11 protein-coding genes are annotated in these 13330 nt (G+C 66.8%); all 11 read right to left on the minus strand.

What is annotated here, in order from left to right:
• Positions 1–51: 51 nt before the first annotated feature.
• Positions 52–1101, minus strand: coding sequence for an ABC transporter ATP-binding protein (locus GN330_RS14145; protein ID WP_156713330.1), 1050 nt, complete (start codon positions 1099–1101; stop codon positions 52–54).
• Positions 1098–2153 (minus strand): ABC transporter ATP-binding protein, encoded by a 1056-nt coding sequence (locus GN330_RS14150; protein WP_156713331.1) that lies wholly within the window; start codon positions 2151–2153, stop codon positions 1098–1100. Before GN330_RS14150 ends, GN330_RS14145 begins: the two co-directional genes overlap by 4 nt.
• On the minus strand, positions 2150–3106 hold the full coding sequence (locus tag GN330_RS14155) for an ABC transporter permease (protein ID WP_156713332.1): 957 nt from the start codon (positions 3104–3106) through the stop codon (positions 2150–2152). The genes GN330_RS14150 and GN330_RS14155 overlap by 4 nt, the downstream gene beginning before the upstream one ends.
• Positions 3107–3109: 3 nt before the next feature.
• Positions 3110–4090: an ABC transporter permease gene (locus GN330_RS14160; RefSeq protein ID WP_156713333.1), complete on the minus strand. Its 981-nt coding sequence runs from the start codon at positions 4088–4090 to the stop codon at positions 3110–3112.
• 73 nt (positions 4091–4163) lie between these two features.
• A complete protein-coding gene (locus GN330_RS14165) occupies positions 4164–5780 on the minus strand; it encodes an ABC transporter substrate-binding protein (protein ID WP_156713334.1) in 1617 nt (538 codons plus the stop codon).
• A 256-nt stretch (positions 5781–6036) separates the two neighbouring features.
• Positions 6037–7431, minus strand: a complete 1395-nt coding sequence (lpdA, locus tag GN330_RS14170; protein ID WP_156713335.1) for a dihydrolipoyl dehydrogenase — start codon at positions 7429–7431, stop codon at positions 6037–6039.
• 4 nt (positions 7432–7435) lie between these two features.
• Positions 7436–8788 carry a dihydrolipoamide acetyltransferase family protein gene (locus GN330_RS14175; RefSeq protein WP_156713336.1) on the minus strand — a complete coding sequence of 451 codons (1353 nt, stop codon included), beginning with the start codon at positions 8786–8788 and terminating at the stop codon, positions 7436–7438.
• Between the two features lies 1 nt (position 8789).
• Complete coding sequence (locus GN330_RS14180; RefSeq protein WP_156713337.1) at positions 8790–9803, minus strand: alpha-ketoacid dehydrogenase subunit beta; 1014 nt, start codon at positions 9801–9803, stop codon at positions 8790–8792.
• A 2-nt stretch (positions 9804–9805) separates the two neighbouring features.
• Positions 9806–11038 carry a 3-methyl-2-oxobutanoate dehydrogenase (2-methylpropanoyl-transferring) subunit alpha gene (locus GN330_RS14185; RefSeq protein ID WP_156713338.1) on the minus strand — a complete coding sequence of 411 codons (1233 nt, stop codon included), beginning with the start codon at positions 11036–11038 and terminating at the stop codon, positions 9806–9808.
• A gap of 340 nt (positions 11039–11378) precedes the next feature.
• Entirely contained in the window at positions 11379–12203 is an 825-nt protein-coding gene (locus tag GN330_RS14190) for a metallophosphoesterase (RefSeq protein WP_156713339.1), read from the minus strand.
• 138 nt (positions 12204–12341) lie between these two features.
• Positions 12342–13268, minus strand: a complete 927-nt coding sequence (locus GN330_RS14195; protein ID WP_156713340.1) for a sugar phosphate isomerase/epimerase family protein — start codon at positions 13266–13268, stop codon at positions 12342–12344.
• Positions 13269–13330: the final 62 nt, after the last annotated feature.

The following is a 13330-nucleotide window of genomic DNA, read 5'->3' on the forward strand; positions in this document are numbered from 1 at the left end:
GTCACCGCACGCGCTTCAGCCTCCCGGCGGCCGCTTCCGCCCCGATCAAGGCTAGGTCTTCGCCCGGTCCTCGGCGAACAGGTGACAGCGCACCGCTGCGTCGCCGACGAGATGCGCCGGCGGCGTCTCGGTCGAGCAGTGCTCCATCACGAACGGGCAGCGCGGATGGAAATGGCAGCCCGGCGGCGGGTTGACCGGGTTCGGGATCTCGCCGGCGATCGCCAGCCTTTCCTTGCCCTCCATCTCGATGTCGGGCACCGCGTCGAGCAGCATTTTCGTATAGGGGTGTTTCGGCGCCGCGAACAACTCGCGCGCCGGCGCCTCCTCCACCAGCCGGCCGAGATAAAGCACCCCGACCCGCGTCGCCACGTGCCGGACCACGGCCAGGTTGTGGCTGATGAACAGATAGGTCAGGCCGAGCCGTTCCTGCAAGTCGCGCAACAGATTGAGCACCTGCGCCTGCACCGAGACGTCCAGCGCCGAGGTCGGCTCGTCGCAGACGATGAATTGCGGGTCGGAGGCGAGCGCGCGCGCGATCGCGATGCGCTGGCGCTGGCCGCCGGAAAATTCGTGCGGGAACTTCTGGCCGTCGCGCGCGTCGAGCCCGACCAGCGACAGCAGTTCGCCGACGCGCGCGGCGCGGTCCTTTGGGTCGGCGATCAGCCCGAACGCCTTGATCGGCTCCTCGATGATCGCCTGCACGCGCCAGCGCGGATTGAGGCTGGCGAACGGGTCCTGGAAGATCATCTGGATCTTGCGGCGCATGCGCCGCATCGCATCCGCGCCCTTTTCGCCCCACACGTCGGTGCCGTCGATCGACACCCGCCCGGCCGAGGGCGGGAGCAGCCCGACCGCCATCTTGGCGATCGTCGATTTGCCGGAGCCGGATTCGCCGACCAGCGCGTAGGTCTCGCCGCGATTGATCGAAAAATCGACCCCGTCGACCGCCGTCAGCGTCACTCTTCCGCCGCCCTCGATCAACCGGTTGAGCCAGGGTTTGGAAAGATCGAACACGCGCCGCAGGCCGCCGACCTCCACCAGCGGCGCGGCGTCTTGGTCCGGCGCGGGCGTGCGCGCAGGGCTTGTGTGCGCGGCCGTCATGACGTCGCCTCCGGCGTTTCGTCCGCCGCCGCGATGCCGCGTGCGGCGGCCGCGCGCGCCACCGGCTCGGGCGGGCGCCGCGCCGGGTCGGGATCGTGCAGGAAACAGGCCGCGTCGCTGGCGCCGGCGGGGTAGGGGTGCGGGCGTTCCGCCCGGCAGCGCGCGAAGGCGTGGTCGCAGCGCGGGTTGAAGGCGCAGCCGTCGGGGATGGCGCCCAGGCGCGGCATCGCGCCCGGAATCTGCGCCAGTTCCTCGTCGGGGTCGCCGGCCAGCGAAGGGATCGCCGACATCAGCCCGTGCGTATAAGGGTGCTGCGGATGTTTGACGACCGCGCGCACCGGCCCGATCTCGGCGAGCCGGCCCGCATAAAGCACGCACACCCGGTCGGCGGTTTCCGCGATCACCCCCATGTCGTGCGTGATCAGCATCACCGATGCGCCGCGCTCCGAGCATAGCCGTTTCAACAGCGCGATGATCTGGGCCTGTACCGACACGTCGAGCGCCGTGGTCGGTTCGTCGGCGATCACCAGTTCGGGGTCGGCGCACAGCGCCAGCGCGATCACCACCCGCTGGCGCATGCCGCCGGAGAACTGGTGCGGATAGGCCGAAAGCCGGGCGCCGGCGGCCGGGATGCCGACCTCCTCGAGCAGTTTCTGCGCCTTGTCGCGCGCCGCGCGCTGCGACAGGCGCTCGTGGGTGAGGATGGTTTCGGTGAGCTGGTCGCCGATCCGGTAGAGCGGGTTGAGGCTGGTCAGCGGGTCCTGGAAGATCATGCCGATGCGCCGGCCGCGTATGCGCCGCATCTGGTCCGGCCCGAGATCGTCGATGCGCTCGCCGCCGAGCCGGATCTCGCCGGCCGCCACCCGCCCCGGCGGCTCCAGGAGGCCGATAATCGCCGAGCCGGTGATCGACTTGCCGGCGCCCGATTCGCCGACCACCCCCAGCACCTCGCCCGGCGCGATGTCGAACGACAGATCGTCGATCGCCCGGAGCACGCCGCCGCGCGTGGGGATCTCGACCCGGAGATTGCGGACGGAAAGCGTTGCGGTCATCTGAGCTTCGGATTGAGTGCGTCGCGCAGCCAGTCGCCGAGCAGGTTGACGGCGAGCGCGAGGATTGCCAGCGTGATGCCGGGGAAGATGGTGATCCACCATTCGCCGGAGAACAAGAAATCGTTGCCGATCCGGATCAGCGTGCCCAGCGACGGCTCGGTCGGCGGCACGCCGACGCCCAGAAACGACAGCGTCGCCTCGGTGATGATGGCCAGCGCCAGATTGATCGTCGCGATCACCAGCACCGGTCCCATTACATTGGGCAGCACGTGCTTGAACATGATCGTCCACGGCCTCAGTCCGATCAGCCGCGCGGCCAGCACATATTCCTTGTTGGCCTCCACCAGCACCGAGCCGCGCACCGTGCGCGCATATTGCACCCAGAACGACAGCCCGATCGACAGCACCAGCACCACCAGCACCACCTGGTCGTAGGATTGCGGCCCGGCCATCGCCCGCGCCACGCCGTTGATCAGAAGCGCGATCAGGATGGCGGGAAAGGTGAGCTGCACGTCGGCAATGCGCATGATGACGGAATCGACCGCCCCGCCGATATAACCGGCCACCAGGCCGAGCGTGACGCCGATCACCATCGCGAACAAGACGCTGGCGAACCCCACCGCCAGCGAGATGCGCATGCCGTAAAGGATGGTCGACAGGATGTCGCGGCCCTGGTCGTCGGTGCCGAGCAGGAAGCGCGGATTGCCGCCCTCCATCCAGGCCGGCGGATAGAACGAATCCAGGATCGAGATCGTGGCCGGGTCGAACGGGTTGTGCGGCGCCACCAGCGGCGCGAACGCCGCCGATAGGATCATGACGAGCGTGACGGCGGCCGACACCACCGTCACCGGCGAGCGGGTGAAGGAGTACCACAGATCGGACTCGATCGCCCGGCGCAACGGTCCCCGCGCCGGTGCCGCGCCGCTTGTGTCCTCGCCGACGACATGGGGCATCGGCTATCTCCTGGCTTCGCCGAGGCGAATGCGCGGGTCGACCGCCACGTAGAGCAGGTCGACGATGAAGTTGATCGCCACGAACAGGAACGCGATCAAAAGCAGGTAGGCGGCCATGATCGGGATATCGACATTCTGCACCGCCTGCAGGAACAACAGCCCCATGCCCGGCCATTGGAACACGGTTTCGGTGATGATCGCGAAGGCGATGATCGAGCCGAGTTGCAGTCCGGTGATGGTGATCACCGGCACCAGCGTGTTTTTCAGCGCGTGGCCGAAATTGACGGCGCGCCGCGACAGCCCGCGCGCGCGGGCGAACTTGATGTAATCGGTTCTCAGCACTTCCAGCATCTCGCCGCGCACCAGCCGCATGATCAGCGTCATCTGAAACAGGCCGAGGGTGATCGCCGGCAGGATCAGCGACAACAGGCCCGATCTGGTCAAAAACCCGGTCGTCCACATCCCGCCGATGCTGACCGTCTCGCCGCGTCCGAACGAGGGCAGCCAGCCGAGATTCACCGACACCACGAAGATCAGCAGGATGCCGATCAGAAAGGTCGGCAGCGACACGCCGATCAGGCTGATGGCCAGGAAACCGCGCGCCAAAAGCGTGTTGCGGTAGAGCCCTGTATAGACGCCCATCGGCACGCCGACGGCGAGCGCGAATAGCGCCGAGACGAAGGACAGCTCCAGCGTCGCCGGCAGGCGCGAGGCGATCAGTGCGGCGACCGGCTGTTTGAACTGGTAGGAAATGCCGAAATCGATCTGCACCGCCCTCACGATGAAGCGGGAAAACTGGATCATCACCGGATCGTTGAGGCCGAGCGCCTGGCGCAAAGCCTCGCGCTCGGCCGGCGACGTGTCGACCCCGACGAGCTGGTTCACCGGGTCGCCGACGAAGCGGAACATCAGGAAGGAAATCAGCGCGACGACAAGCATGACGCCGAGCGCCTGGACGAACCGCCTGATGGCGAATGCGATCATGAATCTGTGCCCCTGAAGTCCATGCCACCCCCGCGCGCGGCGCGCGCGGGGGATCAGATGGCGCTTTGGACGTTCAGTTCACCGTGGCCCAGTAGAACAGGACCTGGTTGTCCGGGCGCTGGACAATGTCGATGTTCTTGCGCTTGCCCCACACCAGCGACTGCTGGTGCAAGGGGATGTGCGAGACTTCGTTCGTCATGATCGTGTAGGCTTCCTTGATCAGCGCATCGCGCTTTTCAGGATCGATTTCGACCACGATCTTGGCCGCCAGCGCGTCGACTTCCTCGCTGCAATAGCCGCCGAGATTGAACGGCCCGCCCTTGCCGGTCTCGTCGCGGCAGCCGACCAGATTGGTGATCACGTTCCAGGAATCGAACGAACCGGGCGTCCAGCCGAGCAGGTAGAAGTCGGTGTCGTAGCCGCCGGGCGCCAGCACCTTGGCGAAATACTGCGCCTTGGGCTGGGCGTTGAGGTTCACCTTCACGCCGATGCGCGCCAGCATCGACACCACCGCCTGGCAGATCGCCTCGTCATTGACATAGCGGTCGTTCGGGCAGTCCATGCCGACCGAGAAGCCGTCCGGATAGCCGGCGTCGGCCAGAAGCTTCTTGGCCGCGTCCGGATCGTAGGGCAGCCGCTTGAAATCGCCCGAGCCGGTGAACAGCTCGTTGGCGATCAAAAGCGGCACCGGCGTCGACAGGCCGCGCATCACGCGCTCCTTGATCGCCTCCATGTCGATCGCCTGGTAGACCGCCTTGCGCACATTGACGTCGCGGAACGGGTTCTTGCCCTTGACGTCGGACGTCGGCAACTCGTCGCGGAACTGGTTAAAGCCGAGATGGATCACGCGCAGCTCCGGCCCGGTCAGCGCCTCGGTGTTGGGGTCGCTGTTGACGCGCGGAATGTCCTGCACGGGAACCGGGTCGACCAGGTCGACATCGCCGGCCAGAAGCGCGGCGACGCGCGTGCCGTCGGCGGCGATCGGCGTGAACACCACCTCGGTCAGATTGTGTTCCGGCTCGCCCCACCAGCTTTCATTGGGCTTGAAGATCGTCTTCACGCCGGGTTCGTGGCTGTCGATCTGGAAAGGTCCGGTCCCGTTCGCCTTGAACGCCGCCGGTCCGGGATTGGTGTCGCGCGCCGACACCGGCGAGACCGCGCCTTCGGCTTCGGCCCATTCCTTGTCGAAAATATACCAGGTGTCCCACTCGTAATGCAGGATCGGATTGGGCGAGGTAAGCTTCACCTCCACCGTATGGTCGTCGATTTTGCTCCATTCGGAATCGGCCGGGATGCGGGTCTTCAGGTCGGACGTCTCGGCGCGCACGCGGTCGGCCGAGAAGATGACGTCGTCGGCGGTGAAGTCGTTGCCGTTGGCGAATTTCACCCCCTTGCGCAGATGAAAGCGCCAGGTCAGCGGGTCGACGACCTCCCAGCTTTCGGCCAGGCCCGGAATGATCTTGAGATCCTTGTCGCGCTTGGTCAGGCCCTCATAGACATTGCCGAGCATGCCGAGCGTGAAGGTCTCGTTGAGCGAATAGGGATCGAGCGCGTTCAGCGTGCCTTGAAAGGCGAACCGCAAGGTTTCGGCTTGCGCGGTCGACCCGAGAAGCAGTCCCGCGCCCGCGGCAGCCAGTGCAACCTTGCGGCTTCGCGCGCGCAGACCACGGAAAGATTGTCCGATGCTCATGATTGTCTTCTCCCATTAGCGAGCATTGATGGTTTTTTGATTATCAGAAGAAATGCTCTCGGCCGGCACTATTCAGAAAACCCGCACGGCGCGCAAGCCATGATGTGGTCGGACCCGGCGCGGTCGTGTCGAAAATGCGCGCGATCGGCGTAAAGCAGGCATGATCTGCGCGGCGGATCGTCGAAAGCCGACGGAATGATGCGAAGTCGTGCCTGAATTCGCATCGTTCGATCCCGGTCGCGAATGCCGGCCCGTGTCAGATATGCAGGGCATGGCCGAGGGTGCGCAGGGCCGCTTCCTGGAATGACTCCCCCAGTGTCGGATGGGCGTGGATCGTCTGCGCGACATCTTCCAGCCGCGCGCCCATTTCGATGGCGTGGGCGAAATAGGAGGCGAGTTCGGAAATTTGCGAGCCGGCCGCCTGAACGCCGACGACGAGATGATTGTCGGCCCGCGCCACGATACGCACGAAGCCGTCGTCGCGCTCGATCGTCATGGCGCGGCCGTTGGCCTGCAGCGGAAAGCTTGCGGTGCGCACGTCGAGCCCGGTCTTGGCCGCCTCCTGCGGCGACAGGCCGGCCGACACGATCTCGGGATCGGTGAAGCAGACCGCCGGCACGCATCGTCGGTCCCATGCGCGCCGTTTGCCGGCGATGATCTCGGCCACCATTTCGCCCTGCGCCATCGCGCGATGTGCCAGCATCGGTTCGCCGGTCACGTCGCCGACCGCGTGGACGCCGCGCATCGAGGTGCGGCATTGGTCGTCGACGGCGATGAAACGTCCGTCCATGGTCAGGTCGAGCTCCTCCAGCCCCCAGCCCTCTGTGGCCGGCGCTCGGCCGACCGTGACCAGCACCGCGTCGGCCGGCACCGTGCCGGCTTGCGTACCGTTGGTATAGGAAAGCGTTCCGGCGTTCTTGGCATGTCGTTCCGCCTTGACGCCGGTCAGCACCGTCACGCCAAGCGCCTCGAGACGCTTCTTGACCGGCCTGGTCAGTTCTTCGTCATAGGCGGGCAGGATGCGGTCCATGGCTTCGAGCACGCTCACCTGGCTGCCGAGCTTGGCGAAGGCCGTGCCCAGTTCCAACCCGATATAACCTGCGCCGACCACCGCCAGGCTTTTCGGGATTTCCGTCAGCGCCAGCGCACCGGTCGACGACAGGATGTCGCCGCCGAACGGTAGGCCCGGCAGCTCGACCGGGTTCGAGCCGGTCGCGATCACGATCTGCTCGGCCTCGATGGTCTGGGTGCCGGTCGCGGTGTCCACATGCACGGTCTTGCCGTCGCGAAATCGTGCCCAGCCGTCGACATGCTTGACGCCGGCCTTTTTCAGAAGCCCGCTCACCCCGTTGGTGAGCCGGTGCACGATGCCGTCCTTCCATTCGAGCGTTCTGGGATAGTCGATCCTGGCCTCGCCGGTCTGGATGCCGAGCGGCGTGTCGCCTCCGGCAAACGCGCTCGCCTTGGCGAACTCGTCCGCCGCGTGGATCAGCGCTTTGGAGGGAATGCAGCCGACATTGAGGCAGGTTCCGCCCGGTTTCTCGGCTTCCACGATCACCGTGTCGATGCCGAGCTGGCCGGCGCGTATGGCGCAGACATACCCGCCCGGCCCGGCGCCGATGACCAGCAATTGGCACTTGATGTCTCTCATCCTGTCAGTCCTCGATGAAGATCGATGCCGGCGTTTCCAGAAGCGTCTTGATCCGCTGGACGAACACGGCCGCGTCCCAGCCGTCGATGATGCGGTGGTCGAAGCTCGACGACAGGTTCATCATCTTCGCGGGCAGGAACTGGGCGCCGTCCCAGACCGGACGCACCTGCATCTTGTTGACGCCGATGATCGCGACCTCGGGATGGTTGATGACCGGCGTGGTGGCAATGCCGCCGAGCGCGCCGAGCGAGGTGATGGTGATGGTCGAGCCGGACAGTTCCTCGCGGGTCGCCGTGCCGTTGCGCCCAGCCTCGGCCAGCCTGGCGATTTCCGCCGCGCAGGACCACAAATCGAGCGTTTCGGCGTGCCGCACCACGGGCACCACCAGCCCGTTGCGGGTCTGGGTGGCGATCCCGACATGCACGCCGCCATGCTGGTGCACGATACCGGCCTCGTCGTCGTAGAGCGCGTTCAGGCTCGGCTGCTCGCGGATCGCCCTGACCATGGCCAGAAGCAGGAACGGCAACAGCGTCAGCCGTGTCTGGTCGTCGCGCTTGCGCGTGTTAAGGGCGGCGCGCAGATCCTCCAGCGCGTCCATCTCCACTTCCTCGACATAGGTGATGTGTGGGATGCGCGATTTCGCCACCTGCATCTTTTCGGCGATGCGCCGCCGCAGGCCCACCACCTTGAAGTCGGTGACGCGGTTGTCGGGCGCGCGCGCGGCGGCCGTGCCGGGGCGGGCGCCGGCGTCCAGATGCAAATCGAGATCCTCGTGGGTGATGCGGCCGGCCGGACCGCTGCCACGCACGAAACGCAAATCGACGCCGGCCTCGCGCGCCCGCAGTCGCACCGCCGGCGCGGCGAGCGGCCTGTCGCCTTCCTTGCGCGTCTGGGCCGGCAGGCTGCGGTCGCGGGTGGCTTTGCCCGCCGGGGACGTCGTCTTATCCGGCTGTCTGCGCGCCGAGACGGGCGCGTCCTGTGCCTCACCGCCGCCATCGGGCTCCTCTTTCAGGCTGGTCTCGCGTGTGTCGGCTGCCGGCTGTGCCGGCGCGTCCTCGTCTTCCGCCAGCGGCTCGGCCGGCCGCGGCGTGGCGGCCGCGTCGGTGTTGCCGTCGCCGGCGACCTCGATCTTCAAGAGCGGCGCGCCGACCGAGATCTGCTCGCCGACCTCGCCGCCGAGCCAGGCGACGATGCCTTCGACCGGCGAGGGAATTTCCACCGTCGCCTTGTCGGTCATCACGGCGGCCAGCACCATGTCCTCGTTCACCGGATCGCCGACCTTGACGTGCCATTCGACCAGTTCGGCCTCCGCGATCCCCTCGCCGACATCCGGCATCTTGATGACGTGCTGGCCCATCTCAGCCCTCCATCAGTTCGCCGAGCGCGGCGCCGACCCGTGCCGGGCCGGGAAAATAGGTCCATTCCTGCGCGTGCGGGTAGGGCGTGTCCCAGCCGGTGACGCGCCGGATCGGCGCTTCCAAATGGTAGAAGCAATGTTCCTGCACCAGCGCGGCGAGTTCGGCGCCGAAACCCGAGGTCAGCGTCGCCTCGTGCACGATCAGGCAGCGTCCGGTCTTCTTCACCGAGGCCACGATCGTGTCGAGGTCGACCGGCAGCAGCGTCCTCAGGTCGATCACCTCGGCGTCGACGCCGCTCTCCTCGGCCGCCGCCTCGGCCACGTAAACCATGGTGCCGTAGGCGAGCACGGTGACGGCGCCGCCCTCGCGCCGCACCACCGCCTTGCCCAGCGGTTCGGTGAAATGGCCGGCCGGCACTTCGCCCAGCGCGTGCTTCGACCACGGGATGATCGGCTTGTCGTGATGGCCGTCGAAGGGACCGTTATAAAGCCGCTTCGGCTCCAGGAAGATCACCGGGTTGTCGTCCTCGATCGAGGCGATCAAAAGCCCCTTGGCGTCATACGGGTTCGACGGCACCACCACTTTCAGCCCCGAGACGTGGGTGAACAGCGCCTCCGGGCTCTGGCTGTGGGTCTGGCCGCCGAAAATGCCGCCGCCGGTCGGCATGCGGATGGTGAGTGGGCAGGTGAAATCGCCTGCCGAGCGGTGGCGCAGGCGCGCGGCCTCCGACACGATCTGGTCGTAGGCTGGATAGACATAGTCGGCGAACTGGATTTCCACGCACGGCCTCAGCCCATAGGCGGCCATGCCGATCGCCGTGCCGACAATACCGCATTCGCTGATCGGGCTGTCGAAGCAGCGGTCGCGCCCGAACCGTTCCTGCAGGCCCTGGGTGCAGCGGAACACGCCGCCGAAATAACCGACATCCTCGCCGAACACGACGACATTGTCGTCCTTTTCCATCGCCACCATATGGGCGTCGCGGATCGCCTCGATCATCGTCATGCGCGGCATCGTCAGTACCCCGCTTCCTGGCGTTGGCGCCTGAGATGCGGCGGCATCGTGTCGTAGACCTCCTCGAAGATGTCGCGCGGCGAGGCTTTCGGGCCGCTGTGCAGCGTGCCGAAGGCTTCGGCCTCCTTCTGCGCGGCCAGCACCTCGGCATCGATCTCCGCCTCGGCCTGGCTGTGGCGCTCCTGCGTCCAGGCGCCGACGGCGACCAGATGGTTCTTCAGCCGTTCGACCGGGTCGCCGAGCGGCCAGGCGTCCGTTTCCTCCTTCGGCCGGTAGGCGGACGGGTCGTCCGAGGTCGAGTGCGCGGCGGCGCGATAGGTGACGTATTCGACCAGCACCGGCCCGAGATTGCGCCTGGCCCGCTCGATCGCCCATTTGGCCACCGCGTGGACGGCGAGATAGTCGTTGCCGTCGACCCTGAGCGAGGGAATGCCGAAACCGTGGCCGCGCGCGGCAAACGTGCCCGAGCCGCCGCGGGCGATGCCCTGGAAGGTCGAGATCGCCCATTGATTGTTGACGATGTTGAGCACGACCGGCGCCTTGTAGGTCGAGGCGAAGACCAGGCCGGCGTGGAAGTCGCTTTCCGCCGTCGAGCCGTCGCCGATCCAGGCGGCGGCGATGCGGGTGTCGTTCTTGATCGCCGACGCCATCGCCCAGCCGACGGCCTGCGGGAACTGGGTGGCGAGATTGCCCGAGATCGAGAAGAAGCCGAATTTTTTCGACGAATACATCACCGGCAATTGCCGGCCCTTGTTGGGGTCGCGGGTGTTGGAATAGATCTGGCACATCATGTCGACCATTGGATAGCCGCCGGCCAAAAGCAGGCCCTGCTGGCGGTAGGTCGGAAAATTCATGTCGCCGTCTTCCAGCGCCTTGCGGAAGGCGCAGGCGATCGCCTCCTCGCCCAGACACTGCATGTAGAACGAGGTCTTGCCCTGGCGTTGCGCCATCAGCATGCGCCGGTCGAAGGCGCGCACGCGCATCATGGCGCGCAGCCCGTCGAGCGTCTCCTGTGCCGTCAGCGTGCCCGCCCACGGACCGACCGCCTCGCCCTTGCGGTTCATCACCCGGATGATCGAATAGGCCATGTCGCGGATGTCTTCCGGCGGCACGTCGATCGGCGGGCGCTCGACGCTGCCGGCCTTGGGGATCTTGACGTTGGAAAAGTCCGGCTTGCCGCCCGGGCGCACTTCCGGCTCTGGCACGTTGAGGCGAAGCGGCTTGTGTTCGGCCATGGCATCGGGCTCCCGGTGGTCTGGGAAGCCAACGCGCCGGCCGGCGTTTCGTTCAAGGCCGCCAGCCGCGCCGTCTCCTCCCGAACCATGATCATCCACCTTCGCCTGGCCGACGCAAGGAAAACTCGCGTCCATCGGGGCGGGCGGACCATGATCGCAACAAGGCTACGGCCGGTGTCGCGCCGGCGAAATTTTGTGAGCCGGAAGGCCGCTCAAACACGCGCAGTCTTGCGCGAAAAAATCGCGGTTTTGGCGGCACTTTTGCGATTTTTGCAAATTTTTGCAGAAAAAATCGCAGTTTCTGTGGCCGAATCGACGCGTTTTTCGGGCCGAAAACGGCTCAGGAGAAGCCGCGCACCGTCGCCGCGTCGAGAATGGCCAGTTCGCGCCGGTCGGAGGCGAGCGGCACGAAGGCGACCGACAGGGAACCGTCGCGCACGCTGCATAGAGCGAACGATCCGCCGGCGACGAACCGCAGCCCGTCGCGATAAAGCACGTCGTTGGCGTTGTGGAGCCCGGTGGTGGTGACGACCGGCACGCCGTTCCATATCGCAACGCGGTCGTAGTGGACGTGGCCGGTCACAATGCCGGCGACGGGGTGGCCGGCGATGGCCGCCGCCAGGCGCTGCGTATCGGCCGCGCCGAGGCTTTCCCAGCCATAACCGGTGCCGGGCGCGACCAGCGGCGCGTGGTGCATGACCAGCAGCTTCGCCGCTTCCGGATGGCGCCGCAGCGCGGCGTCGAGAAAGGCGAACTGGTCCTCGCACAGCGCGCCGGCCACCTTGCCGGCAACGCTGGTGTCGAGCGTGACGACATGCAGGCCGCCGATCAGCCGGTCGTGGCAGTAGGGGGCGGTCGCGCCGGCCTTGTCGTCGAGCATGCCGGCGTAAAAGCCCGGCCGGCTGTCGTGATTGCCGAGCGCGTAGAGGGTTTTAAGGCCGTGCGCCTCGACCACGGCGCGCACCCGCCGGTAGCTGTCCAGATCGCCGCGGTCGGTGATGTCGCCGCTGACCACGACGAAATCGGGGCGCGGCGTGATCTTGCCGATCGTCGCCATCACCGCCGCCAGCCGGTCGAGATTGGCCGCGCAGGCATCGCCCTCGACGTGCGGCGCGGCGACGGCGTGCAGGTCGGTCAGGTGGACGAAGGTGACGGCATCGCTCATTCAAGGTGTCCGTGTCGAAAGGAAGACGGGCGCTTCCGGGATCGGGGCGGCCACCATGTCGCAAACCGGCCCGGCGCGGCAAGCACGGGGCCGGGATTTTGTCGCGGCCGGGCCGGCGCGGTGCCGGGACAGGCCGGATCAGGCCGCCGCGGCGTGTGCCGTGGTGCGCGCCCGCGCCGCCAGCGCCCTGGTCGCATCGACGGCTTCCTGGGCGGCGTACCAGTAGCGCTGCTGCAGTTCGATATTGAAGACGACGCCTTCGGGAAAAACGCATTCGGCGAGGATTTCCTCCCACGGCAGGTCGCCCCAGCCGACCGGCAGATGCAGGTCGCCATGGCCATAGGCCAGGCGTTCGCCGATGGTGAACATCCAGATGTCGTCCTGGCGGCCGAAACTGTCGTGGACATGCAGGTGGCGGCCATAGGGCGCCAGCGCCTTGATCTCCGCGACGAAATTCTGCCGTGCGCCGGCGAAGTCGAGATTGATATAGGCGTGGCTGAAATCGATCGTCGCGGCCACGTTGGGATGGGCGATCGCGGCCAGTTCGTCCGCCAGCCGGCGCGGCGAGGAGGCGTGGACGCTGCCGTCATAACCGCCGAACATCGTCTCCACGCACAGATAAAGCCCGTTCTGGCGGGCGATGTCGCCGCCGCGCGCCAGCCACTCGCGCTGCCGGTGATAGGCCGCCTTCAGCCCGTCGCCCGACTGGTGGCGCGCCAGCCCGGAATGGACGACATAGTGCCTGGCGCCCAGTTCGGCAGCGACTTCGAGCGACGCGGACAACACGTCGAGATGGCGCGGCAGCCGCCATGCCTCGTCCATGAAGTTGATGGCGAGCGGTCCGTGCACGGAAAACGCCACCGGCCGGCCGGCGCAGGCGCGCTTGATTTCCTCAAGGCGCGGCCGCCGGATCTTGCCGCCGACGATCACGTCGAGATCGAAGATCGGCAGTTCGATCGACTCCACGCCCAGCGCCTCGATCAGGTCGAGCTCCGCGGCGAAATCCGACAGATCGTCCTGTCGCTTGCGCGCCGACAGTCCCGTTCCCGCGACACCGTTTTCCATGATGAGAATTCCTTTCCAGTCTGGTCCGCACCGCGCGCGGGGGAGTGATTCGTAGCCCGCAA

It is taken from the genome of Nitratireductor arenosus (genome assembly GCF_009742725.1).
GTDB classification, from domain to species: domain Bacteria; phylum Pseudomonadota; class Alphaproteobacteria; order Rhizobiales; family Rhizobiaceae; genus Mangrovimarina; species Mangrovimarina arenosa.

Excerpts from the sequence above, each read along its gene's own strand:
- GN330_RS14145 (WP_156713330.1), bottom strand. The coding sequence starts at position 1,101 with ATGACGGCCGCGCACACAAGCCCTGCGCGCACGCCCGCGCCGGACCAA.
- GN330_RS14150 (WP_156713331.1), bottom strand. The coding sequence starts at position 2,153 with ATGACCGCAACGCTTTCCGTCCGCAATCTCCGGGTCGAGATCCCCACG.
- GN330_RS14155 (WP_156713332.1), bottom strand. The coding sequence starts at position 3,106 with ATGCCCCATGTCGTCGGCGAGGACACAAGCGGCGCGGCACCGGCGCGG.
- GN330_RS14160 (WP_156713333.1), bottom strand. The coding sequence starts at position 4,090 with ATGATCGCATTCGCCATCAGGCGGTTCGTCCAGGCGCTCGGCGTCATG.
- GN330_RS14165 (WP_156713334.1), bottom strand. The coding sequence starts at position 5,780 with ATGAGCATCGGACAATCTTTCCGTGGTCTGCGCGCGCGAAGCCGCAAG.
- lpdA (WP_156713335.1), bottom strand. The coding sequence starts at position 7,431 with ATGAGAGACATCAAGTGCCAATTGCTGGTCATCGGCGCCGGGCCGGGC.
- GN330_RS14175 (WP_156713336.1), bottom strand. The coding sequence starts at position 8,788 with ATGGGCCAGCACGTCATCAAGATGCCGGATGTCGGCGAGGGGATCGCG.
- GN330_RS14180 (WP_156713337.1), bottom strand. The coding sequence starts at position 9,803 with ATGCCGCGCATGACGATGATCGAGGCGATCCGCGACGCCCATATGGTG.
- GN330_RS14185 (WP_156713338.1), bottom strand. The coding sequence starts at position 11,038 with ATGGCCGAACACAAGCCGCTTCGCCTCAACGTGCCAGAGCCGGAAGTG.
- GN330_RS14190 (WP_156713339.1), bottom strand. The coding sequence starts at position 12,203 with ATGAGCGATGCCGTCACCTTCGTCCACCTGACCGACCTGCACGCCGTC.
- GN330_RS14195 (WP_156713340.1), bottom strand. The coding sequence starts at position 13,268 with ATGGAAAACGGTGTCGCGGGAACGGGACTGTCGGCGCGCAAGCGACAG.